This is a genomic window from Streptomyces sp. NPDC058701 (assembly GCF_042715295.1).
Lineage (GTDB): Bacteria > Actinomycetota > Actinomycetes > Streptomycetales > Streptomycetaceae > Streptomyces.
This window is the reverse complement of sequence record NZ_JBHXSY010000019.1, coordinates 39,762-62,588: the sequence shown is the minus strand read 5'-3', so window position 1 is coordinate 62,588 and position 22,827 is coordinate 39,762. Positions and strand designations below refer to the sequence as shown.

General features: G+C 74.5%; 21 protein-coding genes. 8 read left to right on the top strand and 13 right to left on the bottom strand.

The window, feature by feature from the left end; genetic code table 11:
* Positions 1-28: 28 nt before the first annotated feature.
* On the bottom strand, positions 29-937 hold the full coding sequence (mmuM, locus tag ACFWW8_RS21400) for a homocysteine S-methyltransferase (RefSeq protein WP_386530518.1): 909 nt from the start codon (positions 935-937) through the stop codon (positions 29-31).
* Between the two features lie 16 nt (positions 938-953).
* Positions 954-1,877, bottom strand: a complete 924-nt coding sequence (locus ACFWW8_RS21395; RefSeq protein WP_386530517.1) for an LLM class F420-dependent oxidoreductase — start codon at positions 1,875-1,877, stop codon at positions 954-956.
* Positions 1,878-2,077: 200 nt separating this feature from the next.
* Between ACFWW8_RS21395 and ACFWW8_RS21390 the strand changes: the two genes are divergently transcribed.
* Complete coding sequence (locus ACFWW8_RS21390) at positions 2,078-2,320, top strand: hypothetical protein (protein WP_386530585.1); 243 nt, start codon at positions 2,078-2,080, stop codon at positions 2,318-2,320.
* A 75-nt stretch (positions 2,321-2,395) separates the two neighbouring features.
* On the opposite strand, the gene ACFWW8_RS21385 is transcribed toward ACFWW8_RS21390, so the two are convergent.
* The 4 genes from ACFWW8_RS21385 to ACFWW8_RS21370 form a co-directional block, all read right to left on the bottom strand.
* Positions 2,396-2,881 carry a DUF6099 family protein gene (locus tag ACFWW8_RS21385; RefSeq protein ID WP_383922555.1) on the bottom strand — a complete coding sequence of 162 codons (486 nt, stop codon included), beginning with the start codon at positions 2,879-2,881 and terminating at the stop codon, positions 2,396-2,398.
* Positions 2,882-3,004: 123 nt separating this feature from the next.
* Positions 3,005-3,388, bottom strand: a complete 384-nt coding sequence (locus tag ACFWW8_RS21380; RefSeq protein ID WP_386530516.1) for a nucleotide pyrophosphohydrolase — start codon at positions 3,386-3,388, stop codon at positions 3,005-3,007.
* Positions 3,385-4,605: an ATP-binding protein gene (locus ACFWW8_RS21375; RefSeq protein WP_386530579.1), complete on the bottom strand. Its 1,221-nt coding sequence runs from the start codon at positions 4,603-4,605 to the stop codon at positions 3,385-3,387. Before ACFWW8_RS21375 ends, ACFWW8_RS21380 begins: the two co-directional genes overlap by 4 nt.
* A 382-nt stretch (positions 4,606-4,987) precedes the next feature.
* Positions 4,988-5,383, bottom strand: a complete 396-nt coding sequence (locus ACFWW8_RS21370) for a cell division protein SepF (RefSeq protein ID WP_030012729.1) — start codon at positions 5,381-5,383, stop codon at positions 4,988-4,990.
* A 170-nt stretch (positions 5,384-5,553) separates the two neighbouring features.
* Between ACFWW8_RS21370 and ACFWW8_RS21365 the strand changes: the two genes are divergently transcribed.
* A complete protein-coding gene (locus ACFWW8_RS21365; protein ID WP_386530578.1) occupies positions 5,554-6,288 on the top strand; it encodes a DUF2470 domain-containing protein in 735 nt (244 codons plus the stop codon).
* 64 nt (positions 6,289-6,352) lie between these two features.
* Positions 6,353-7,273: an NADP-dependent oxidoreductase gene (locus ACFWW8_RS21360; protein ID WP_386530515.1), complete on the top strand. Its 921-nt coding sequence runs from the start codon at positions 6,353-6,355 to the stop codon at positions 7,271-7,273.
* 81 nt (positions 7,274-7,354) lie between these two features.
* Here ACFWW8_RS21360 and ACFWW8_RS21355 read toward each other — a convergent pair whose 3' ends face one another.
* From ACFWW8_RS21355 to ACFWW8_RS21330, 6 genes are all read right to left on the bottom strand, one after another.
* The gene (locus tag ACFWW8_RS21355; RefSeq protein WP_386530514.1) at positions 7,355-8,686 is read right to left on the bottom strand and encodes an LLM class flavin-dependent oxidoreductase; all 1,332 of its coding nucleotides are present in this window, start codon (positions 8,684-8,686) and stop codon (positions 7,355-7,357) included.
* A gap of 89 nt (positions 8,687-8,775) precedes the next feature.
* Positions 8,776-9,753, bottom strand: a complete 978-nt coding sequence (locus tag ACFWW8_RS21350) for an ABC transporter permease (RefSeq protein ID WP_386530513.1) — start codon at positions 9,751-9,753, stop codon at positions 8,776-8,778.
* Positions 9,750-10,574 (bottom strand): ABC transporter ATP-binding protein, encoded by an 825-nt coding sequence (locus tag ACFWW8_RS21345; RefSeq protein ID WP_386530512.1) that lies wholly within the window; start codon positions 10,572-10,574, stop codon positions 9,750-9,752. The genes ACFWW8_RS21350 and ACFWW8_RS21345 overlap by 4 nt, the downstream gene beginning before the upstream one ends.
* Positions 10,575-10,579: 5 nt before the next feature.
* Positions 10,580-11,611 (bottom strand): ABC transporter substrate-binding protein, encoded by a 1,032-nt coding sequence (locus ACFWW8_RS21340; protein WP_386530511.1) that lies wholly within the window; start codon positions 11,609-11,611, stop codon positions 10,580-10,582.
* A 53-nt stretch (positions 11,612-11,664) separates the two neighbouring features.
* Positions 11,665-12,228 carry an NADPH-dependent FMN reductase gene (ssuE, locus tag ACFWW8_RS21335; RefSeq protein WP_386530510.1) on the bottom strand — a complete coding sequence of 188 codons (564 nt, stop codon included), beginning with the start codon at positions 12,226-12,228 and terminating at the stop codon, positions 11,665-11,667.
* A gap of 119 nt (positions 12,229-12,347) precedes the next feature.
* Positions 12,348-13,298 (bottom strand): TauD/TfdA dioxygenase family protein, encoded by a 951-nt coding sequence (locus ACFWW8_RS21330; protein ID WP_386530509.1) that lies wholly within the window; start codon positions 13,296-13,298, stop codon positions 12,348-12,350.
* A 1,276-nt stretch (positions 13,299-14,574) separates the two neighbouring features.
* Between ACFWW8_RS21330 and ACFWW8_RS21325 the strand changes: the two genes are divergently transcribed.
* The 4 genes from ACFWW8_RS21325 to meaB all read left to right on the top strand — a co-directional run bounded on the left by ACFWW8_RS21325 (position 14,575) and on the right by meaB (position 20,873).
* On the top strand, positions 14,575-15,774 hold the full coding sequence (locus tag ACFWW8_RS21325; protein ID WP_386530577.1) for an ROK family protein: 1,200 nt from the start codon (positions 14,575-14,577) through the stop codon (positions 15,772-15,774).
* Between the two features lie 62 nt (positions 15,775-15,836).
* Positions 15,837-17,693 (top strand): methylmalonyl-CoA mutase family protein, encoded by a 1,857-nt coding sequence (locus tag ACFWW8_RS21320; RefSeq protein WP_386530508.1) that lies wholly within the window; start codon positions 15,837-15,839, stop codon positions 17,691-17,693.
* A complete protein-coding gene (gene scpA, locus ACFWW8_RS21315) occupies positions 17,690-19,879 on the top strand; it encodes a methylmalonyl-CoA mutase (RefSeq protein ID WP_386530507.1) in 2,190 nt (729 codons plus the stop codon). The genes ACFWW8_RS21320 and scpA overlap by 4 nt, the downstream gene beginning before the upstream one ends.
* A 10-nt stretch (positions 19,880-19,889) precedes the next feature.
* Positions 19,890-20,873: a methylmalonyl Co-A mutase-associated GTPase MeaB gene (meaB, locus tag ACFWW8_RS21310; RefSeq protein ID WP_386530506.1), complete on the top strand. Its 984-nt coding sequence runs from the start codon at positions 19,890-19,892 to the stop codon at positions 20,871-20,873.
* Positions 20,874-21,088: 215 nt separating this feature from the next.
* On the opposite strand, the gene ACFWW8_RS21305 is transcribed toward meaB, so the two are convergent.
* Positions 21,089-22,090, bottom strand: a complete 1,002-nt coding sequence (locus ACFWW8_RS21305) for an asparaginase (protein ID WP_386530505.1) — start codon at positions 22,088-22,090, stop codon at positions 21,089-21,091.
* Positions 22,091-22,225: 135 nt separating this feature from the next.
* On the opposite strand from ACFWW8_RS21305, the gene ACFWW8_RS21300 reads away from it, so the two are divergent.
* On the top strand, positions 22,226-22,675 hold the full coding sequence (locus ACFWW8_RS21300) for an Lrp/AsnC family transcriptional regulator (protein ID WP_386530504.1): 450 nt from the start codon (positions 22,226-22,228) through the stop codon (positions 22,673-22,675).
* The last annotated feature ends 152 nt before the right edge of the window (positions 22,676-22,827 follow it).

The following is a 22,827-nucleotide window of genomic DNA, read 5'->3' as shown; positions in this document are numbered from 1 at the left end:
ACCGCGCCCCCGCCCCCCGACCAGGGATTTATCCGGCCTGCGGGCCCCGGGTCAGGGCGGTGACGCCGGCGGGGCCGATGCGGCAGCAGCCGCCGATGAGGCGGGCGCCGGCGCGGTGCCAGGCGGCGGTGGGCCAGGGGGCCCGGGCGGGCGGCGGGTCCCAGGTGCCGGTGGCCGCGTCCCAGACGGAGCCGTCGTTGGGGTAGGCCAGCAGCGGCTTGGCGGTGACGCCCGCCGCCGTTTCGAGGGCGGGCAGGACGTCCGCCGGGTCGCAGCAGTTGACGCCGAGCGCGATGACCTGCGGCGCCCGCGCGGCGAGCGCGAAGGCCTCCGCCAGGGGCGCCCCGGAGCGAGTGCGGCCGCCGGCGACGGTGTAGCTCAGCCAGGCCGGCGCCCCGGTCTCGGCGAGGACCGCGAGCAGGGCCTCGGCCTCGTCGGGATCGGGCACGGTCTCCAGGGCGAGGACGTCGGGGCCCGCGGCGAGCAGGGCCTCGACCCGGGGACGGTGGAAGGCGGCGAGCTCCCGCACCGTCAGGCCGTACCGCCCGCGGTACTCGGAGCCGTCCGCGAGCACCGCCCCGTACGGTCCGACCGAGGCGGCCACCCACACCTCGTGGTCGGCGGCCTCGGCGGCGCGGGCGGCGAGGGCGACGCCGCGGTGCAGCAGGGCGGTGGTCGCCCGCCGGTCGTGGCCGCGGGCGGCGAAGGCCTCGTATCCGACCTGGTAGCTCGCGGTGGTCAGCACCTGTGCGCCGGCCCGCGCGTACGCGGTGTGGGCCGCCGCGACCTGCTCGGGCTCCTCGGCGAGGACCCGGGCCGTCCACAGGCCGCCGGACAGGTCGCAGCCCTGGGCGGCGAGCTGGTTGCTCAGCCCGCCGTCCAGGACCACCGTCCCCCGGGCCAGTGCTCCGGCGAGCGGGCCGGACGCGCGCGTCATCGGTGCGGACCCCCCGTCAGCCCAGCTGGGACAGGACCTGGGCCGAGATCAGCTCCAGGTGGTCCAGGTCGTCGAGGTCGAGCACCTGGAGGTAGACGCGGGAGGAGCCGGTCTCCGCGTACGCCCCGATCTTCTCCACGACCTCGGCGGGCGAACCGGCCAGCCCGTTGGCCCGGAGGTCCCCGACGTCGCGGCCGATGGCGGCGGCCCGGCGGGCCACCTCCGCGTCGTCCTTGCCCACGCACACCACGAGGGCGTTGGAGTAGACGAGGTCGTCGGGCTCGCGGCCGGCCTGCTCGGCGGCCTCGCGGACCCGGTCGAACTGCCGCGCGCTGTCCGCGATCGAGGCGAACGGCATGTTGAACTCGTCCGCGTACCGCGCGGCGAGCCGCGGGGTGCGCTTGGCGCCGTGGCCGCCGATGAGGACGGGCACCTTGGCCTGGGCGGGCTTGGGGAGCGCCGGCGAGTTCTCCACCTGGTAGTGGCTGCCCGCGTAGTCGAAGGCGGAGCCGGGCGGGGTGGCCCACAGGCCGGTGACGATGGCCAGCTGCTCCTCCAGCCGGGCCATCCGCTCCGCCGGGAAGGGGATGCCGTACGCCTTGTGCTCGTCCTCGAACCAGCCGGCTCCCAGCCCCAGTTCGACGCGCCCGCCGGACATCTGGTCGACCTGCGCCACCTGGATGGCGAGCACCCCGGGCAGCCGGAAGGTGCCGGCCGTCATGAGCGTGCCCAGCCGGATCCGCCGGGTCTCGCGGGCCAGGCCCGCGAGGGTGATCCAGGCGTCGGTGGGCCCCGGCAGGCCGTCCGCCGAGCCCATGCGCAGGTAGTGGTCGGAGCGGAAGAACGCGTCGAAGCCCAGGTCCTCGGTGGCCTTGGCGACGCTCAGGAGGGTGTCGTAGCTCGCACCCTGCTGGGGCTCGGTGAAAATGCGAAGATCCATGCCCCCATCCTGCCCCTCGCGCCCCCGCGGGGTGAATCTGCGTCGACCGGACGGCTCACCGCCGACCGCGCCAGTGACCAGCCCGGACGGAAATCGTTGCTCCGACGGAGCCGGTCGCCCGGCCCGCGCGCCGGCGGCTTCACCCCGGTGCGTCCGCCGCCCCCTTCCTTCCCGGAGGGGCCAGGGCCGAGGAGGCCGCCATGTCCCACGAGGCCGTGCCGGAGAACCCCCGACACACAGCACAGACCGGACGGGCCGCACACGACCGGGCGGGCGAGGAGTCCGCGGTGCCCGCCCGGGGCGGGGCGCCCAAGGGCCTGCTGCGGCAGATGGAAGAGCTGATGGCGGCCCTGAACGCGGACCTCACGCAGCTCGACGCCGATCTCCGCTCCTGCGCGGACCACGTCCCGGAAGGCCCGAGCACCGCCCAGCGGTCGTACTGACCGCGCGGGTCCCGTCGCCCGCGACGGGACCCGGAACCGCGACGGGAGCCGGAACCGCGACGCCGACCGGCGGCCTCAGACCACCCCGGAGGCGGAACCCCGCTCCCGGACCGTCATCCGGCGCAGGATCGCCCGGACCCGGTCGCTCGACTCGTCGGCCGCGTCGATCGACTCGATGCACTGCCAGTACAGCGTCTCGTCGTCCGTCCCGCAGGCCACCCCGACCAGGGCTATGCCCACTTCTCCCAGCAGCGCCTGGAGCCCGAGCAGTGCCTGCCGGACATCCGCCACCCCGGCCAGCTGCGCCGCCCGCGGCGGCTGCTCCGGGGCGCTGCCCTCACCGCGCAGCGCGGCCCGGTCGAGCACCCCGCAGCCTCTGCCTCCCGCTTCGCCCAGTCCCCGTGCCTCCGCTCTCATCTCCGGCGGTCCGGTGACCGCCAGATAGCCGCCTATGCCCTGCGCGAGCGCCTGTGCCTGCCAGGCCTCGCCCACGATGTCCCACGCAGCCCCACTCTGTGCCAGCGCGTGCCGGCCGGCCGCGATGAGCCGTACCGCATCCATATGCCGTCCCCCGTCCGCACGACATCCCGCCGTTCCCATCACTACCCAGAGTGAGGGCAACGGGCCAGTAAAGCCAGGGGTATTCGGAAAATGTGGACACAAACGTGATTGTGAAAGGGGTCATCACTCCGAAGAGTGACGATTTGGGGTCTGCGTACCCGTCACCGGGAAACGCAGCTCGTTCCTTTCGATCTTCGCGGCGAGCGCATCCAGCACATCCACCCCGAGGACCTCACAGAACTGCAGGAGATACGCGAGCACGTCGGCCACCTCGTCGGCCACCCGGTGTGCGCTCTCCGGCTTCTCCATGACCTTCGCGGACTGCTCGGGCGTCAGCCACTGGAAGATCTCCACGAGTTCGGCCGCTTCCACGCTCAGCGCCACGGCCAGGTTCTTCGGCGTGTGGTAGGGCGCCCAGTCCCTTGCCTGCGCGAACGCGGCGAGCCGCCGCTGGAGCCGGTACAGCCGTTCGTCGTCGCGGGGCCCGCGGGTGTCCGTGTCGTTCATGGGGTCAGGTCTACCACCGCGACGCCGGCGAGCCCGCGGGCCGCCTGCGCGGTCCCCTCGCCCACGGCCGCGGTCAGCCGCAGGTGGCCGCGGCCGCAGGACAGCAGCGCCAGGCGCAGCAGCTCGTCACCCTGGCACCGGTCCAGTCCGCGGTCGAGACCGTCGGCCAGCACCGTCAGGACCTGCCGTGCGGAGGGCAGTTCGGCTGCCGGGTCCACCGCCAGCACTCCCGGCCCGGTCAGCAGGACGAGCGCCAGGGCGAGGAACCGCAGCTCGCCCGAGCCGAGCCGGGCGAGTTCGGTGGCGGGCCGGCCGGGGCCCCGGTCCAGCACGGCGGCGAGCAGGCCGTCGGCCCGGTCCCGTACGTCCAGGCCGGCCACGGGCCCCGCGCAGCCGGTGCGGGCCGCCGCCGTCAGCAGCGCGTGGCGGGTGCCGCATTCGTGGCGGGTCCGGCGCAGCACGTCCGCCAGGTTGGCGCAGTCCTCCGACAGCCGGCCCTCCCCCGGCCGTACGGGGGCGCGCATCCGGTCCGGTCGGGGGTCGCACGGGAACACCGAGCGCAGGGCCACCACCACCTGCTCGGCGGCGGCCAGCACCTGCCGCTGGCCGGCGGTGGCGCCGGCGACCCGGAGCGGCAGCAGGGCGGTGCCGAGCCGGTCGTCGGGGAGCGGGGCCCGGGTGACGCCGATCGTGCCGCCGGTGAGCCAGGCCGCCTGTACGGAGCGCCGGCCGGGATCGCGCAGGGCGGTGCCGAGCAGGATCTGCCCGTCCTGCGAGAGCCGTTCGCCGACGATCCGCAGCGTCGGCTCGGCCTGGACGGCGAGGTCGAGGCGGACCGGCCCGGCGGGGCCGTCCACCGTGCAGCCGATGCGGAACCCCCGGCGGCGCTCGGCGTCGGGGGCGGCCCGGTCGGGGATGCGGGCGGCCGGGTCCGGGAAGGCCTCCTCCAGCGTGGCGCCGGAGCCCAGCGCGGCCAGGGCCGTGTAGGCCGCCAGCACCTGGGACTTGCCGCTGCCGCTCGGCCCGGCGAAGAGGGTGACGGGCCCCAGGGGGAAGGCGGCGGCCCGGTGCGAGCCGAAGGCGGAGAGCCGCAACTCGGTGAGCACGGGCCGGTGCCGGGCGCCCGCCGCCCGCCCCACGCCCCCGGTACCGGCCTGCGCGGGCACCACCGGATCGGCGTCGGGGTCCCGCCCCGCACGGGGACGCCCGGCGGGCACCGCCCCGGCACCGGCGGGGGCGTTCGGCCCGGCGGGCGCGGTGCGCGCCGCGGGCACGGCGGGGGCGAACCCGCCGTACGCCGCGGCGTCGACGCCGCCGGCGGCGGGCCCCGCGGGCAGGGCCGCGGACGCCTGCGCGGCGGCGGGTCCGGCGGCGTCGATGCCGTCACCGGCGGCGGGTGCGGCATAGGCGGCGGCGGTGAGCGCGTCGGGCGCGTCGGCTAATGCGACGGCGAGTGCGGCGACGGCGGCGGGTGTGAGACCCGGTTCCCCGTACGGGGTGGCGGCGTCGGGAGCGGTGGCGGTGGCGTCCATGCGCGGGACGGTACGGGCCGCCGGACCCCCCGAGGGCCGGGCGAACCGTTCCGTCGCGGCGGTCTTCCTACGATCGGGGGACGGCGGCGGCCGCGATCCCCTCGACCTCGGTCCCGACCGGGGCCAGCAGGAAGACGTTCCGGTCGACCCGGTGCATGCCGCTGCCGAGCCCGAAGACCACGCCACTGCTGAAGTCCAGGATCCGCTTGGCCACCTCGCTGTCGGCGCCGGTGAGGTCGAGCAGCACCGGGATCTGCGCGATCAGGTACTCCGCCACCTCCCGCGCGTCCGCGAAGATCTGAACCCGGATCACCACGAAGCGGCGCTGCTCGGCAGCGGAGGCCCCGGGCGCCGTGGGGATCGTGCGGTGGTCCACCCGCGAGGGCCACTCGTTGCGACTGCGCAGGGGGACCACCTGCGCGAGCCCCTCCCACTGTTCGTCGGTGACGTCGTACCTGCTCACCGGACCGCCTCGGCCCTGCGCTTCATGTGCATCCCCCCATCCTCTCGCGTTTCACTCGTTCAGCCCAACAGCGACACGAACCGTGCGGGTACCCCACCCCCCGCCGGATCGGCTAAGTTAGGTTAGGCATACCTAACTAGCCCGGGACGATGGAGAAGATCTGCATGCGCATGTCCGGTGACCCCGCCCACCCGTCCGTCCGGTCCGCGCCCGGCGCCCGGCCCACCGACGCCGAGCGGGTCCGGTCCGTCCTGGCCGCCGCCCACTCCATGACCGTGGTCACCGACGGCTTCCGGACCGAGGTGCGCCACCTCGACGGCACGGACGTCCTGGGCCGGCTGCACCTGCACCCCGCGGCGCCCGCGGCGGGCAGCCCGCTCGCGCACCGCGAGCGGCCCGCGATCCGGCTGGAGTTCACCGACATCGCGCCCACCCCCGTGCGCGACCGGGTGCGCGCCCGGGTCACCCTCCTCGGCCGGCTGCTCACCCCGTACGCGGAGGCGGGCACCGGGGACAGCACCTGCGTGGAGTACGGCCGGGTCATCCTGGAGACCGCGGACGGCTTCTCCCGCATCGACCTCGACGAGCTCGACCGGGCCTGCCCCGACCCCCTGGCCCCGTACGAGGCCGGCATGCTCACGCACCTCCTCGACGACCACCCCGACCTCGTCACGCTGCTCCTGCGCCTGGTCGAGCCGCTGCCCACCGCCGCCGTCCGGCGCGCGCTGCCCGTGGCCATGGACCGGTACGGGATCACCCTGCGGCTGGAGGAGCGGCGCCGCCACCACGACGTGCGGCTGGCCTTCCCCTCCCCGCTGGACCACGTCGAGCAGTCGGGCGCGCAGATCCAGGCCCTCTTCAGCGCGGCCCGGCGGCGCTCGCACCGCAACACACTGCCCGCCTGAGCCGCCGCCGAGCCCGGTCCACCGTGGGGAATAACCTCCCGACGACGCCCTGTTGTCGGGGATCATGAAGGCCATCACGTACAGCTCATACGGAACTCCCGCCGAACTGCAGCTCGTTGACCTACCCCGGCCCAAGGTCGGACCGGGTGAGGTCCTCGTCCGCGTCAGGGCCGCCGGGGTCAACCCGGTCGACTGGAAGCTCGCCGCCGGATACCTCGACCCCATCCTGGAAGTCCGCCACCCCGTCATACCGGGCTGGGACGTCGCCGGGACCGTCGAGGCCGTCGGCGACGACACCTTCGACTACGCGGTGGGCGACGAGGTCTACGGCTACGTCCGCAAGGAGTGGGTCGAGCTCGGCACCTACGCCGAGCTGGTCTCCGCCCCCGTCCGCACGCTCGCCCGCAAGCCCCGCGAGCTGAGTTTCGAGCAGGCCGCCGGCATCCCGCTGGCCGGGCTCACCGCCTACCAGTCGCTGACCCGCGCGGGCCTCAAGGCGGGCGAGACCGTGCTCATCCACTCCGCGGCCGGCGGCACCGGCTCCTTCGGCGTGCAGATCGCCGTCGCCCTCGGCCTGCGCGTCATCGGCACGGCCGGCGCGCACAACCACGACTACCTGCGCTCGCTCGGCGCCGAGCCCGTCCTGTACGGGGAGGGCCTGGCCGACCGCGTCCGCGCGCTGGCCCCCGAAGGCGTCGACGCGGGCCTCGACTTCTACGGGGACGGTGTGATCGAGGTGCTCCAGTCGCTGGTCAAGGAGCGCCACCGGGTGGTGTCCATCGCCGACTACGAGGCCGCGGCCAAGGGCGCGCACCAGCTGTGGGTACGCCCGGACCACGCCGACCTCACCTTCCTCGCCGGGCTCGCCGACGCGGGGCGGCTCACGGTCAACGTCGAGCACGCCCTGCCGCTCGCGGAGGCGGCGCGGGCCTGGGAGCTGAGCGCCGCGGGCCGCACCCGCGGCAAGATCGTCCTCACGGTCTGACCGGTCACCGCGGCGGGGGCGGGACCGCACCCGCCCCGCCACGGCTCAGCAGGCCCGCCGCGCCTCAGCAGGCCCGTCCGGTCATGCGCCCGCCGGTGCGTGGCGGTTGGCGGGACGCGGCAGTCCGTAGTTCTCGCGCAGGGTGCGGCCGGTGTACTCGGTGCGGAAGAGCCCGCGGCGCTGGAGGATCGGCACGACCTGGTCGACGAAGTCGGTCAGGCCCGTGGGCAGCACGGGGGCCATGATGTTGAAGCCGTCGGCGGCGCCCTGGGTGAACCACTGCTCCAGCTGGTCGGCGACCTGCTCGGGGGTGCCGGCGAAGACCCGGTGGCCGCGTCCGGCACCGAGGCGGGCGATCAGTTCCCGCAGGGTGAGTCCGTCGCGGCGGGCCAGTTCGGCGACGAGGGTGAAGCGGCTCTTGTTGCCGTTGATGTCCCGCTCCTCGGGGAGCTCGGGCAGCGGGCCGTCGAGCGGGAGGTCCGACAGGTCGGTGCCGAGCATGCCGGAGAGCTGGGCGAGGCCGTACTCGGGCACCTGGAGGTCGGTGAGCTGCTGTTCCAGGGCCTTGGCCTCGGCCTCGGTGGACCCGATGACGGGCGCGATCCCGGGCAGGACGAGCAGGTCGCCCTCGGCGCGGCCGTACCGGGCGAGGCGGGACTTGAGGTCCTTGTAGAAGGTCTGGCCGTCGGCCAGGGTCTGCTGCGCGGTGAACACGGCCTCGGCGTACTGGGCGGCGAACTCCTTGCCGTCCTCCGAGGAACCGGCCTGGACGAGGAGCGGGTGACCCTGCGGGGAGCGCGGCACGTTGAGCGGGCCGGCGACCCCGAAGTGCTCGCCGCGGTGGGCGGCCGGGTGGAGCTTGTCGGTGTCGGCGTAGATTCCCCGCTCCTTGTCGAGGACGATCGCGTCGTCCTCCCAGCTGTCCCAGAGCTTGGTGGCGACGTCGAGGAACTCGCGGGCGCGCTCGTAGCGCAGCCTGTGCGCCAGGTGCTCGTCCCGGTTGAAGTTGCGGGCCTCGTCGACGGTGCCGGACGTGACGATGTTCCAGCCCGCCCGGCCGCCGCTGATGTGGTCGAGGGAGGCGAACTTCCGGGCGGTGTGGAAGGGCTCGTTGAAGGTGGTGGAGACGGTCGCGATGAGCCCGATGTGCTCGGTGACGGCGGCGATCGCGGAGAGCAGGGTCAGCGGCTCGAACCCGCCGAGGGCGTTGTAGCGGGCCTTGCCCCAGAGGGCGAGGCCGTCGGCGAAGAAGATCGAGTCGAGCCGGCCGCGCTCGGCGGTACGGGCCAGTTCCTGGAAGTAGCGCAGGTCCGTGACGCGTTCGGGGGTGCTGTCGGGGTGGCGCCAGGCGGCGTCGTGGTGGCCGGCGTTCATGAGGAAGGCGTTGAGGTGCAGGGTCCGGGGCGTGCTCATGGCGGGTCCTTGGGTTCGGGGGCGGGGCCTGCGGCTCCGCGGGTGGTGACGGCGGGGGCGGCCTCGGGGGCGGAGGCCGGGAGCGGAGCTCAGGAGGGGACGCGCCAGACGCTGAGACGGCGCTCGACGGTGACGAGCAGCTGGTTGAAGGCCACGCCGATGGCGGAGATGGTGACAATGCCCGCGTACATCTCGGGGATCGCGAAGTTGAACTGCGAGGCGTTGATCAGATAGCCGAGGCCCGCCTTGGCGCCGATCATCTCGGCGGCCACGAGGACCAGGATGGACACCGCCCCGGCGAGGCGGATGCCGGTGAAGACGGCCGGTACGGACGCCGGGAGGATCACTTTCTGGAAGAGCCTCGGGGTGGACAGGTCCATGGAGCGGGCCAGTTTGACGAGCGTGGGGTCGGCGTTGGACACCGCGCTGATGGTGTTGAGCAGGATCGGCCACACGCAGGCGTAGACGACGATCGAGACCTTGGAGGTCTCGCCGATGCCGAGCAGGAGCACGAAGACCGGCAGCAGGGCGAGGGCCGCGGTGTTGCGGAACACCTCCAGCAGCGGGCCCAGGAACGCGGCGACCGGCCGGTACCAGCCGATGAGCAGTCCGAGCGGGACGGCGACGGCGACGGCGATCCCGAAGCCGCCGAAGGAGCGGACCAGGCTGGCCGACACGTGCGTGCCGAGCTGGCCGTTGCCCAGCAGCTCCCACCAGGCGACGGCGACCTCGCTCACCGGCGGGAGGAAGGTGGCGTCCACCAGGCCCAGCCGGGGTGCCGTCTCCCACACGGTGAGGAGGGCGAGGAGGGCCGCCGACCGCAGGGCGGCGGCGCGGAGCCACCGCCCGAGGACCCGCACGGGGCGCCGGGCGGGGCGCGCCGCCGGGGCGGTCCGGTCGCGTGGAGCGGCGGGGGCGAGGGTCCCGGGTGCGGCGGTCCCGGGTGCGACCCCGGGCGCGGCGGTCCCGGGAGGAGCCGCGTCCGCGGGGACTGCCGGGGGCGCGGCGGCGCGTACCGCCGCCCCGGGCGCGGCGGGGGCGACGGCGGTGTCGGCCTGCGTGCTCATACGGTGGCCTCTTCCTTCTCCAGTTGCTGGGCGCGGGCCACTTCGTCGTGGAGCAGGCTCCAGACGTCGTGGCGGTAGCGGGCGAACTCCGGGCTGGAGCGCAGGTCCTCGCCCTGGAGGCCGGCGCCGCGGTCGCCGAAGGTGACCGGGACGACCTCCTTGACGCGGCCGGGGCGGGAGGTCATGACGGCCACGCGCTGCCCGAGGTAGACGGCCTCCTCGATGCCGTGGGTGATGAACACGACGGTCTTGCCGGTGCGCTGCCAGATGCGGCGCAGCTCGTCCTGAAGGGATTCGCGGGTCTGCGCGTCGAGGGCGGCGAACGGCTCGTCCATCAGCAGTACGTCCGGGTCGTAGGCGAGCGAGCGGGCGATCGCGACGCGCTGGCGCATGCCACCGGACAGTTCGTGCGGGTGCCGGTCCTCGAAGCCCGTGAGACCGACCAGGTCCAGGAACTCCCGTGCTCTGGCGTCGCGTTGGCGGCGCGGTACGCCGGTCGCCTCCAGGCCGAAGGCGACGTTCCCGAGCGCCGTCCGCCACGGGAGCAGTGCGTACTGCTGGAAGACGATCCCCCGGTCCAGCCCCGGGCCGGTGACCGGCTCGCCGTCCAGCAGGATGCGCCCGGACGTGGGCCGCGTCAGTCCGCCGAGGAGGTCCAGGAGGGTGGACTTGCCGCAGCCGCTGGGGCCCACGACGACCACGAACTCCCCCGCCCCGATCTCCAGGTCGATCCCTTCGAGGGCGGTGAACTCCCCCTCGCCGCGGTGCTTGTGCTTGGTCGGGAAGGTCTTGCCCACTCCCTCGAACACGATCTTCGCCATGCCGGTCAGCCCTTCCCGTACCCGTTGAACTCGTTGGTGTAGAGATCGGCGGCCTTGAGCCGGCCCGGCTCGATCTCGCCCCGCTCGCCGAGCCAGTCCAGCCAGAGCTGGAAGGACGTGTCGGATATCCGGCCACCCGTCTCGGCGACCCCGTACGAGTGCCAGTACCGCAGGGTGGCGGTGTCCTCGTTGCGGCCGCGCTTCTTGACGATCTCCGTCATCCGGGCGATGACCTCCTCGCGCGGGGTGGCGCGGGACCACTCGATGGCCTTGGCCACCCCTGTCGTGAAGGCCCGTACGGTGTCCGGGTTCTGCTTGATGAAGCGCTCCGTCATGATGTACGTCCCGGCGCTGAACGGGCCGAGCAGCTCGACGTCGGTGAACAGCGGGCGGATGCCGCCGGTCGCGAGGGCCTTGTCGCGCAGGACGCCGGTGAGCACCCCGACCTCGATCTGCTTCTGCCTCAGCGACTGCTCGGTGTTGACCGGCGGCACCACGAGCGGCTCGACCTTGCCGGCGTCGGCCTTGGAGAGGCCGCCCCGGCTCAGGTAGATGTCGAGCAGCGCCTGGTAGTGGGCGCCCAGGGTGTTCATGCCGACCTTTTTGCCGATCAGGTCCCGGGCCGAGCGGATCGGGCTGTCCTCCAGGACGTAGTAGCCGCCGTAGGAGTGCTGGTCGGACCCGTAGGAGGAGATGACGGCCTTGATCGGGGCCTTGCTGCTCGCGAGCTTGATGACCGCGCCGTTGAAGGCGCTGCCGAAGTGGGTCTGGCCGGTGGCGGCGGACTGGATGTCCTGCGGGCCGCTGATGGTGTTCCCGACCCACTCCAGCTTCAGGTCGCCGAGGTGGCCGAGATCCGCGGCGAGTTCGGGGAGCGTCACGGCGCCGACCGCCCCCTGGTACTTGAGGGTGGAGACCTGCGCGCCGGAGCCGCCGCCGTTCGCGGTGGCCGTGCCGCAGCTCACCGCGGCCGCCGAGATGCCGAGCAGGGCGAGGAACTGGCGTCGGGAGGTGGTGGTCGGGGTGGGGGCTGCCATGGCGGGTCCTTGTCGGTACGGGGTGCGGGGTGCGGAGCGGGGCTTCGGCGTCGTTACGGTGCGGTCGTCAGCGCGGCCCCGGCGCCGTGGGCGGCGCGCAGGGAGTCGGCGAACTCGTCGACCGCCTGGAAGAGGTCCAGCTCCGCCTCGGGCCGCAGCCGGTCCGGACCGTTCCCGCGCTCGACGGAGGAGTCCAGGACGAACCGGCCGGCGGTGACGTGCCGGGCGCCGAGGGCGGCGAGCACGGGGCGCAGGGCGTAGTCGATGGTCAGGACGTGGGCCAGGCTGCCGCCGGTGACCAGCGGCAGAACGGTCTTCCCGGCGAGGCCGTCCTGCGGGAGGAGGTCGAGGAAGGCCTTGAGGAGGCCGGTGTACGAGGCCTTGTAGACGGGGGTCGCGATGATCAGGCCGTCGGCCTGGGCGACGGCCTCGACGGCCCGGCGGATCCCGGGCTCGCCGCGGCGGGCGGAGAGGAGGTCGGCGGCGGGGAGTTCGCGCACGGAGAGGTGCGCGGTGTCGAAGCCGGCGTGGGAGAGGCGGCGGAGCACGTGGTCGGCGACGACGGCGGTGCGGGAGTTGACGGAGGGACTGCCGGTGATGGCGAGCAGCTGGGGCACGGGGGGCTCCTTGATCGTCGTACGGGAGCGGGCGGGGTTTTCGGGAGCGGGGTGTTCGGGAGCGGGGTGTTCGGGAGCGGGCGGGCGGCCGTCCGGACGGGCGCCGTCGGGCGGCGGGGTCAGTTCCCGTTCGGGGTGGTGGAGGCGCCGGAGGGGATGCCGAAGGCGGGGGCCGGGACCGCCTCGGGGCTGATCAGGCGCGAGGGCGCGCCGTCGGGGCCGACCGGGACGTCGCCGTCGATGGTGACGCGGCGCAGGGTGCGCTCGTGGTCGTCGGAGTCGTCCACGCCGTAGTGCTGGGTGGCGCGGTTGTCCCAGATCGCGACGTCGCCGGCGCGCCACTGCCATCGGACGGTGTTCTCGGGGCTCTCGATGTGGGCCTGGAAGAGGTCCTGGAGGGCGCGCGAGTCGCGGCCGGTGAGACCGCTGATGCGCTGGACGAAGTTGCCGAGGAGCAGGGAGCGCTCACCGGTCTCGGGGTGGACGCGGACCACCGGGTGCTCGGTGAGGAACGTCGTGGAGGTGAAGACCTCGCGGTACTGGGCCAGGGCCTCGGGGAGGGCGTCGGGCTTGAGGGCGGCGTAGTCGTACTCGTTGGTGTGCACGGCCCGCAGGCCGTCGGCGAGGGCCCGCAGCGGCTGGGGCAGGTGGTCGTAGGCGGCGGCGGTGTTGGCCCAGAGGGTGTTGCCGCCGTACGGGGGGATGGTGACGGCGCGCAGGATGGAGAAGGCCGGGTAGGCGGGGACGAACGTGACGTCGGTGTGCCACTGGTTGGCCCGGGCGCCGTGGTCGGAGTCGATGCCGAGGGCGTACCGGCCGTCGGCGGAGGGGACGGTGGGGTGGGCGACGGGGGCACCGAGCAGCTGGGCGAAGGCCTCGTGGCCGGCCTCGTCGAGGTGGTGCTGGTCGCGGAAGAACACCACCTTGTGGGCGAGGAGCGCGGCGCGGATCTCGGCGACGGTCGCCTCGGACAGGTCGCCGCCGAGGCGGACGCCGCCGATCTCGGCGCCGATGCGGCCGCCGATCCTGGTGACGGTGGTGGTCGCGGCGGTGTGGGTTGCGGTGGCCATGAAGACTCCTCGGGCAGGCCGCGGCATTTATTTCCGCAGCGGAAGAAATAGGCGTACGGGTCGGACGCACGGGTACGGCGCGACGTTCGGGGTGGGTGCGGTGCCGCGGCGGGAGGGACGGACCGCGGACGCGGAGGTCTTACCGGTACTGGTCCTCCCGGCGCGGAGCGGGCGCCGCGCCCCGCGCCGGACGCGGCTCACCGGCGGCGCGGGGTGCGCGGGACGGCGTGCCGACGACTACGGCGGGGAAGCGGTGCGGTGCTGACGCGGCGGCCCGCAGGCGCCGTGGGGCGCACACGCGGGGGGGCGGCGGAGCTCAGACTCGGCGCGGGGCCGGACAGCGGCCCGGACACTCGCCCGGCGCGGTACAGGGGCTGGGGGTGTGGAGCCGCGGGACGAGGTGCTCGATCGCGGACATGGCTCGGAGCCTGTCAGCGGCCGCGCCGCCGGTCAACCCCCGCCGGCGCCCTCTCCCGATCCACCGGCCGACTCCCCCACCACCCCCCGCACACCCCTCCCGACCTGCCCTTTCCTCACGACGCGAGGCCTCGACGCCCCTCCCCCGGCGGCTGAATCCCGTGGCCGGATTTCACGGTCCCGCAACGCGACCGCCACGCCCCCGCATCGCACCGCCCCACCCCGGCGCCCGGCCTCGGCACGGCAGGGGCCGAGCCGCGTGCGCACGGCACGGACCGGGGCGGGCGGGCACGGCAGGGGCCGGACCGCGTGCCCACGGCACGGGCGGGGCGTGCAGGCACGGCGCGGACCGGACCGCATCCCACGGCGCGGGCGGGGCGTGCGGGCACGGCGCGGACCGGACCGCGTGCCCACGGCACGGACGGGGCGGGCAGGCACGGCGCGGACCGGACCGCATCCCACGGCACGGACCGGGGCGGGCAGGCACGGCAGGAACCGGACCGCGTGCCCACGGCACGGGCGGGGCGTGCGGGCACGGCGCGGACCGGACCGCATCCCACGGCGCGGGCCGGGGCGGGCAGGCACGGCACGGACCGAGGCGGGCAGGCACGGCGCGGGCCGAGCGGGGCGGGCAGGCACGGCGCGGACCGGACCGCGTGCGCACGGCGCGGGCCGGGGCGGACCGCGTGCGCACGGCGCGGGCCGGGGCGGGGCGCGTGCGCACGGCGCGGGCCCCGACGCCCGGCCTCGGCACAGCGCGGGCCCCGGCCGCGGCGGCAGCGGCAGCGGCGGGGCGTCTTCAGGGGCTCCGGCATGATCAGGGGGACGCCCGCGCCCCCGAGGAGACCCCGTGACCCGTATGGCAGGTGACAGCCGGGCCGCCGCCAACGCCGCCACCGTGCTGCGGACGGTCCTGGACCACGGGCCGGTCGCGCGGAGCGGGATCACCGGGCTGTCCGGGCTCAGCCCCGCCGCCGTGTCCCGGCAGACCGCCGGGCTGCTCCGCGCCGGGCTGCTGCGGGAGTTGCCCGGCCCCGCCGACGGCGCGGGACGGCCGCGGATCCCGCTCGACCTGCACACCGGGGCCGTCGGCGGGCCGGTCGCCGCCGGGCTGCACATCGGGGTGCCCCAGTCCCTCTTCAGCCTCGTCGACCTCCGCGGCCGCCTGCTGGCCCGGCGGTCCTTCCCCCACCCGGACCCCCGCTCCCCCGGACTCGGCCGGGAGATCGCCGACCGGCTGGGCCGGTTCCTGCGCGAGTCCGACACCGGCCGGCCGCTCCTCGGGGTCGGCGCGGCCCTCGGCGGCTGGGTCCGCCCGGGCGGACCGGGCGGACCCGGCGGACCCGGCGGACCCGGCGCCGGGGTCGTCGTACGCCACGAGGCGCTGGGCTGGCGGGACCGGCCGCTCGGCGCCGAGCTGTCGCGGGCCCTGGGCCTGCCCGTGTCCGTCGACAACCACGCCCGCGCCGTCGCCCACGCCGAGATCCTCTTCGGCCGCCCGGAGGCCCGCCGCAGCCTCGTCCACCTCTTCATCGGCAACGTCGTCGACGCCGCCTTCGGCATCGAGGGCACCGTGCACCAGGGTCCGGGCGCGGCCGCGGGCGACGTCGCGCACCTCCCGGTGCCCGGTTCGGACGCGCCCTGCGCGTGCGGCCGTACGGGCTGTCTCCAGGCGACCGCCTCCGACACGGCGCTCGGCGCCGAGGCCGTGCGCCGCGGGATCGTCCCCGACCCGTCCGTCCCGATGCTCGTGGACGCGGCCGCCACCGGCGACCCGCGCGCCGACCGGCTGCTGCGCGAGCGCGCCCGCGACGTCGGCCGGGCCGCCGCCCTGCTCCTCGACGTGTTCAACCCGGCCGTCATGGTGGTGACCGAGCTGTCGAGCGTGCTGCACGACGGCTACCTCGACGAGATCCGCGACGCGGCCGCGGCCCTCGCCCGCGCGCCGGGAGACCCCGGGCGGATCGTCCCGCCGCACGCCGGTCCCGCCGTGCTCCCGGGGGCGGCGGCGACCGTCCTGCTCGGCCCGCTCTTTCGTGACCCCTCCCACCTCACATGAGAGGGGGAGATCACATCGGGTGGTCCTGGTTGTTCCCTGGGCGCCCCCCTAGCATTCGAGCCATGACGGTCCTGCCTGATGACGGGCTCTCCTTGGCCGCCGAATTCCCTGACGCGACGCATGAGCAGTGGCAGCGCCTGGTAGAGGGCGTGCTGCGCAAGTCGGGCAAGGAAGTTTCCGGCGAGGCAGCGGAAGACGCGTTGTCCACCACGCTCCAGGACGGGCTCACCACCCGCCCGCTGTACACCGCGCCCGAAACGGCTCCCGACACCGGCTTCCCCGGCTTCGCCCCCTTCGTACGGGGAGGCAGGGCCGAGGGGAACGCCGCGAACGGCTGGGACGTGCGCCAGCGACACCTGGGCACCGACCCCGTACGGGTGAACGAGGCGGTCCTCGCCGACCTGGAGAACGGGGTCACCTCCCTCTGGCTCGCCCTGGGTGACGGCGGCCTGCCCGCCGAGGCGCTCCCCCGCGCCTTGGAAGGCGTCTACCTCGACCTCGCGCCCGTCACCCTCGACGCCGGCGCCGACTACGCCCGGGCCGCCCGCGCGCTGCTGGACCTGTACGCGGCGCGCGAGGTGGCCCCCGCGGCCGCCCGCGCGAGCCTGGGCGCCGACCCGCTGGGCCACGAGGCCCGTACGGGTGAGGAGCTCGGCCTCGCCGACGCCGTCGAGCTGGCCCGGGAGGCCGCCGGCTACCCCGACGTGCGCGCCCTGACCGTGGACGCGCTGCCGTACCACGAGGCCGGCTGCTCGGCGGGCGAGGAGCTGGGCCTGTCCCTGGCCACCGGGGTCGCCTACCTGCGCGCCCTCACCGACGGCGGGCTGGACACCGAAGCGGCCCTCGGCCAGCTGGAGTTCCGCTACGCCGCCACCGCGGACCAGTTCCTCACCATCGCCAAGCTGCGTGCCGCCCGCCGCCTCTGGGCCCGGGTCGCCGAGGCCTGCGGGGCCGCGGAGGCGGGCGCCCAGCGCCAGCACGCCGTGACCTCGCCGGTGATGATGACCCGCCGCGACCCCTGGGTGAACATGCTGCGCACCACCGTCGCCTGCATGGCGGCGGGCGTCGGCGGCGCGGACGCGGTCACCGTGCTCCCCTTCGACCACGAGCTGGGCCTGCCGGACGCGTTCGCGCGCCGCATCGCCCGCAACACCTCCACCATCCTGCTGGAGGAGTCGCACCTGGCCCGCGTGATCGACCCGGCCGGCGGCTCCTACTACGTCGAGCGCCTCACCGACGAACTGGCGCACGCCGCCTGGGAGTTCTTCCAGACCGTGGAGAAGGCCGGCGGCCAGGCCGCCGCCCTGCGCTCCGGCCTGGTCGCCGACCGGATCGCCGCCACCTGGGCCGAGCGGTCCGAGAAGCTGGCCAAGCGCCGCGAGCCGATCACCGGCGTCAGCGAGTTCCCGCTGCTGTCGGAGAAGCCGGTCGTGCGCGAGCCCGCGCCCCCGGGGCCCGCCGGCGGCCTGCCCCGGGTCCGCCGCGACGAGGCGTACGAGGCGCTGCGCGCCCGCAGCGACGCCCACCTGGCCGCGACCGGCGCCCGGCCGCGGATCTTCCTCGCCGCGCTCGGCCCGGCCGCCGCGCACACCGCGCGCGCCACCTTCGCCTCGAACCTGTTCCAGGCGGGCGGCATCGAACCGGTGCACGACCCCGTGTCGGTGACGCCCGCAACGGCCGCGGCGGCCTACGCGGCGAGCGGCGCGGACGGCACCGCCGTGATCTGCTCCAGCGACGTACTGTACGAGGAGCAGGCCGAGGCGGTGGCCGCCGCCCTGCGCGAGGCGGGCGCCACGACGGTGTTCCTCGCCGGAAAGCCCGGTACCGCCGCGGAAGCGGTGGACGCGTACGTCTTCGCCGGCTGCGACGCGGTCGCCGTGCTGTCCTCCGTACTCGACCGGATGGGAGTCACGTCGTGAGCGGCATCCCCGATTTCTCCGAGCTGGCGCTGGACGGCGCCGGCCCCGCCGCCGGCTCCGAGGACCAGTGGCGCGCCTCCGTGAAGGAAGGCACCGGTACCGCCCCCGGCGACCTGCTGTGGGAGACGCCCGAGGGCATCGGCGTACAGCCGCTGTACACCGGGCGCGACCTGGAGGGCCTGGACTTCCTGCGGACCTACCCGGGCGTGGCCCCGTACCTGCGCGGCCCGTACCCGACGATGTACGTGAACCAGCCCTGGACGATCCGGCAGTACGCCGGCTTTTCCACGGCCGAGGAGTCGAACGCCTTCTACCGGCGCAACCTGGCCTCCGGCCAGAAGGGCCTGTCCGTCGCCTTCGACCTGCCGACGCACCGCGGCTACGACAGCGACCACCCGCGCGTGACCGGCGACGTCGGCATGGCGGGCGTGGCGATCGACTCGATCTACGACATGCGGCAGCTGTTCGACGGGATCCCGCTGGACAAGATGTCGGTGTCGATGACGATGAACGGCGCGGTGCTGCCCGTCCTCGCGCTGTACATCGTGGCGGCGGAGGAGCAGGGCGTCTCCCCCGACAAGCTCGCCGGGACCATCCAGAACGACATCCTCAAGGAGTTCATGGTCCGCAACACCTACATCTACCCGCCCAAGCCCTCGATGCGGATCATCTCCGACATCTTCGCGTTCACCTCGCAGAAGATGCCGCGGTACAACTCGATCTCCATCTCGGGCTACCACATCCAGGAGGCCGGGGCCACGGCCGACCTGGAGCTGGCGTACACCCTCGCCGACGGCGTGGAGTACCTGCGGGCGGGGCAGGCCGTCGGGCTGGACGTGGACGCGTTCGCGCCGCGCCTGTCGTTCTTCTGGGCGATCGGCATGAACTTCTTCATGGAGGTCGCGAAGCTGCGCGCCGCCCGCCTGCTGTGGGCGCGCCTGGTCAAGCAGTTCGACCCGAAGAACGCCAAGTCGCTGTCGCTGCGCACCCATTCCCAGACCTCGGGCTGGTCGCTGACCGCGCAGGACGTCTTCAACAACGTGACGCGCACCTGCATCGAGGCGATGGCCGCGACCCAGGGGCACACCCAGTCGCTGCACACCAACGCCCTCGACGAGGCGCTCGCCCTGCCGACGGACTTCTCGGCGCGCATCGCCCGCAACACGCAGCTGCTGCTCCAGCAGGAGTCGGGGACCTGCCGGTCCATCGACCCGTGGGGCGGCAGCGCGTACGTCGAGAAGCTGACGTACGACCTGGCGCGGCGGGCCTGGCAGCACATCGAGGAGGTCGAGGCGGCCGGCGGCATGGCGCAGGCCATCGACGCGGGCATCCCGAAGCTGCGCGTGGAGGAGGCCGCGGCCCGTACGCAGGCGCGGATCGACTCCGGGCGGCAGCCGGTGATCGGCGTCAACAAGTACCGGGTCGAGACCGACGAGCAGATCGACGTCCTCAAGGTCGACAACTCCTCCGTGCGCTCCCAGCAGATCGCCAAGCTGCGGCGGCTGCGCGAGGAGCGCGACGAGGCCGTCACCCAGGACACCCTGCGGGCGCTGACGAACGCGGCGGGCAGCGGCGAGGGCAACCTGCTGGCCCTCGCGGTGGACGCGGCGCGCGCCAAGGCGACCGTGGGCGAGATCTCCGACGCCCTGGAGAAGGTCTACGGGCGCCACGCCGGCCAGATCCGTACGATCTCGGGTGTGTACCGCATGGAAGCAGGCGAGTCCCCGTCCGTGGAGCGCACCCGTGCGCTCGTCGACCGGTTCGAGGAGGCGGAGGGACGGCGTCCGCGCATCCTGGTCGCCAAGATGGGCCAGGACGGCCACGACCGCGGCCAGAAGGTGATCGCCACGGCCTTCGCCGACCTGGGCTTCGACGTGGACGTCGGCCCGCTGTTCCAGACCCCGGCGGAGGTGGCCCGCCAGGCCGTCGAGGCGGACGTCCACGTGGTGGGCGTCTCGTCGCTGGCGGCCGGCCACCTGACCCTCGTACCGGCGCTGCGCGAGCAGCTGGCGGAGGAGGGCCGCGAGGACATCATGATCGTCGTCGGTGGGGTCATCCCGCCCGCGGACGTGCCCACCCTCCTGGAGATGGGCGCGACGGCGGTCTTCCCGCCCGGCACGGTCATCCCGGACGCGGCCCACGACCTGGTGACGCGGCTCGCCGCGGACCTCGGACACGAGCTGTAGGCGGGCGTCGATGCCGAAGATCGACATCGAGGCCTACGCGAAGGGGGTCCTCGACGGGAGGCGCGCGTTCGTCGCGCGCGCCATCACGCTCGTCGAGTCCACCCTGCCCGCCCACCGGGCGCTGGCCCAGACGCTCCTGACGGAGCTGCTGCCGCACGCGGGGCGCGCCCGCCGGATCGGCATCAGCGGGGTGCCGGGGGTGGGCAAGTCCACCTTCATCGACGCGTTCGGCACGATGCTCACGGCGCTGGGCCACCGGGTGGCGGTCCTGGCCGTGGACCCCTCCTCCACCCGTACGGGCGGCTCCATCCTCGGCGACAAGACCCGGATGGAACGCCTGGCCGTGGACCCGGCCGCCTTCGTCCGGCCCTCACCGTCGGCGGGAACGCTGGGCGGGGTCGCCAGGGCCACCCGCGAGTCGATGATCGTGATGGAGGCGGCGGGCTACGACGTGGTCCTCGTCGAGACGGTCGGCGTGGGGCAGTCGGAGACCACGGTCGCGGGCATGGTGGACTCCTTCCTCCTCCTGTCCCTGGCCCGTACGGGGGACCAGCTCCAGGGCATCAAGAAGGGCGTCCTGGAGCTCGCCGACGTCCTCGCGGTCAACAAGGCGGACGGCCCGCACGAACGCGAGGCGAAGTCCGCCGCCCGCGAACTGGCGGGCGCGCTGCGCCTCATGCACCCGGCGGACGCCGCGTGGACCCCGCCGGTCCTGACGTGCAGCGCCCGGGAGTCGGCGGGCCTGGACGAGGTGTGGAACCGCCTCGAACAGCACCGCACGCTGCTGGAGGCGGGGGGCCGGCTGGCGGCGAAGCGGGCGGCCCAGCAGGTGGAGTGGACCTGGTCGATGGTCCGCGACGAACTGCTGGCGCGGCTGCGCGCGGACCCGTCCGTACGGGAACTGGCGCCGGCCCTGGAGGCGTCGGTCCGCGAGGGCACGCTCACGGCCACCTCGGCGGCGGACCGCATCCTCGCGGCCTTCACGGGCCCCTGACGGGGCGCACATGCAGCCCCGCCGGCGTTTGAGGCGCGGGGTCCGGGGCGGAGCCCCGCGCAACGGCGCCGCGGCATCGCACAAGGGGGAGGCCACACCCAGCCCCGCCCACCTCAGAGACATGCGCGGGGCCGAATCCAGCCCCGCCGGCGTTCGAGGCGCGGGGTCCGGGGCGAAGCCCCGAAGGCCCGCCCCAGGCCCGGCGAGGGCAAGGGCTACGCCCCGACCAGCACCGACCCGGCGGAGCCCAGCGCCTGCCGCAGCAACCCGGTCCGCTCCACGGGATCCTGACTGCCCAGCAGCGCGGCCAGCACCGCGATCCGTGCCTGCCCCGCCCGCAGCGTCCCGGTCGGCACGGCGCCCGCGGCGACCAGGTCCACGGCCCCGCCGTGCGTGTAGATCTCGGTGACCGGCCCGGCCGCGACCCGCGTGGTCAGTGCGACCAGCACCCCGCGCCCGATGGCGGCCTTCACCGCGTGGACGATCTCCGGCGTCGCGTTGCCCGCGCCGGTCCCGAGCAGGACGATGCCCTGCGCCCCGGCGTCGACGGCCGCGTTCAGCAGCACCGGATCGCCATCCGCGTGGTGCATGACCATGTCGACCCGCGGCGGCACCTCCGGCATCGCGGGCAGCGGCAGCGGGACGGACCGCTGCGGCGGGCGCAGCGTGGTGACCTTCCCGAAGCCGACCTTCCCGAACAGCTCCGCCGAGGGGTCGGCGAACGCGTCCAGGGCGACGGTCTGCGTCTTCACCGTGCCCCGGGCGGCGTGCAGCCGGCCCGCGAAGGCGATCAGCACGCCGAGCCCCCGCGCGGTCGCGGCGGTCAGGAGCGCGTCGTACAGGTTCCCGGGGCCGTCCCCTTCGGCGGTGCCCATGGGGCGCTGCGAGCCGGTGAACACCACGGACCGCTCGTCGTGGTGGTGGAGGTCGACGAGGAACGCCGACTCCTCCAGGGTGTCGGTGCCGTGCGTGACGACGATCCCGTCGACCCCGGGGTCGGCGAGCACCTCGTGCACGGTGCGCAGCAGGGTGAGCTGATGGGCGGTGGTGAGCCGGGGGCTGTTCACGCTGAACAGGTCCACGAGCTCGACGGTGACGCCCTCGGGGAGCGGCGCGGTGGCGACGACCTCGCTCCCGTCGGCGTCCGCGGCGAAGCCGGAACCCTGCCAGCGGCTGGCTATCGTCCCGCCGGTGCTGATGACGACGATCCGTCCCATGGCCGTGGCCGTCCTTCCCTCACGCGTGCATGGCTCGTACAGGTGTACTGCAACCAGCAATGATAGAGAGATCTACGCGCAAGGCGATTGCTTCTTTCACCCCTCCTGTCACATTCGATGCGCGATAATTGCGCAATGGACGCCATTGATCGAGATATCTTGCGCGAGCTCCAGGCCGACGGACGCCTCAGTAACCAGGAGCTCGCCCAGCGGGTGGGCCTGACCCCCTCCCCCTGCATGCGCCGCGTGCGCCAGCTCGAACAGGACGGCGTGATCCAGGGCTACCGCGCGGTGATCTCCCCCGAGGCGGTGGGCCGCGGGTTCGAGGTGCTCGTCTCGGTGGAGGTACGCCGCGACCGCGAGGCGGTCGAGGCCTTCGAGGCGGCCCTCCAGGACCTCCCGGACGTGATCGAGGCGTACCGCCTCTTCGGGAGCCCCGGCTGCCTGCTGCGCATCGCGGTGGCGGACCTGCGCGCGTACGAACGCCTGTGGATCGAGCAGCTGACGGCCCTCTCCGGGGTCACCGAGGTCAACTCCCAGATCATCATGAAACGCATCAAGGAACCCACAGGTCTCCCCGTCTGACGCCGACAGCGCACGCGGGGCCCCGGCAGCCGGTGTGGCTCTCGGCCGTCCGCCCGACCGGCAGTTTCCCCGTAGACGTCCTGCCCGCCTCGCCGATGGCGGCACCGGGGAGAGCGCCCGCCCGCATTCCGGCCCCGATGGCCGCCGTGTCC

What these genes read in the sequence shown, in the direction of transcription:
- ACFWW8_RS21300 (WP_386530504.1), top strand. Translation starts at nt 22,226, where the DNA reads ATGGACGCCATTGATCGAGATATCTTGCGCGAGCTCCAGGCCGACGGA.
- ACFWW8_RS21395 (WP_386530517.1), bottom strand. Translation starts at nt 1,877, where the DNA reads ATGGATCTTCGCATTTTCACCGAGCCCCAGCAGGGTGCGAGCTACGAC.
- ACFWW8_RS21305 (WP_386530505.1), bottom strand. Translation starts at nt 22,090, where the DNA reads ATGGGACGGATCGTCGTCATCAGCACCGGCGGGACGATAGCCAGCCGC.
- mmuM (WP_386530518.1), bottom strand. Translation starts at nt 937, where the DNA reads ATGACGCGCGCGTCCGGCCCGCTCGCCGGAGCACTGGCCCGGGGGACG.
- ACFWW8_RS21345 (WP_386530512.1), bottom strand. Translation starts at nt 10,574, where the DNA reads ATGGCGAAGATCGTGTTCGAGGGAGTGGGCAAGACCTTCCCGACCAAG.
- ACFWW8_RS21325 (WP_386530577.1), top strand. Translation starts at nt 14,575, where the DNA reads ATGGCAGGTGACAGCCGGGCCGCCGCCAACGCCGCCACCGTGCTGCGG.
- ACFWW8_RS21365 (WP_386530578.1), top strand. Translation starts at nt 5,554, where the DNA reads ATGTCCGGTGACCCCGCCCACCCGTCCGTCCGGTCCGCGCCCGGCGCC.
- ACFWW8_RS21320 (WP_386530508.1), top strand. Translation starts at nt 15,837, where the DNA reads ATGACGGTCCTGCCTGATGACGGGCTCTCCTTGGCCGCCGAATTCCCT.
- meaB (WP_386530506.1), top strand. Translation starts at nt 19,890, where the DNA reads ATGCCGAAGATCGACATCGAGGCCTACGCGAAGGGGGTCCTCGACGGG.
- ACFWW8_RS21390 (WP_386530585.1), top strand. Translation starts at nt 2,078, where the DNA reads ATGTCCCACGAGGCCGTGCCGGAGAACCCCCGACACACAGCACAGACC.
- ACFWW8_RS21350 (WP_386530513.1), bottom strand. Translation starts at nt 9,753, where the DNA reads ATGAGCACGCAGGCCGACACCGCCGTCGCCCCCGCCGCGCCCGGGGCG.
- ACFWW8_RS21385 (WP_383922555.1), bottom strand. Translation starts at nt 2,881, where the DNA reads ATGGATGCGGTACGGCTCATCGCGGCCGGCCGGCACGCGCTGGCACAG.
- ACFWW8_RS21355 (WP_386530514.1), bottom strand. Translation starts at nt 8,686, where the DNA reads ATGAGCACGCCCCGGACCCTGCACCTCAACGCCTTCCTCATGAACGCC.
- ACFWW8_RS21360 (WP_386530515.1), top strand. Translation starts at nt 6,353, where the DNA reads ATGAAGGCCATCACGTACAGCTCATACGGAACTCCCGCCGAACTGCAG.
- ACFWW8_RS21340 (WP_386530511.1), bottom strand. Translation starts at nt 11,611, where the DNA reads ATGGCAGCCCCCACCCCGACCACCACCTCCCGACGCCAGTTCCTCGCC.
- ACFWW8_RS21380 (WP_386530516.1), bottom strand. Translation starts at nt 3,388, where the DNA reads ATGAACGACACGGACACCCGCGGGCCCCGCGACGACGAACGGCTGTAC.
- ACFWW8_RS21330 (WP_386530509.1), bottom strand. Translation starts at nt 13,298, where the DNA reads ATGGCCACCGCAACCCACACCGCCGCGACCACCACCGTCACCAGGATC.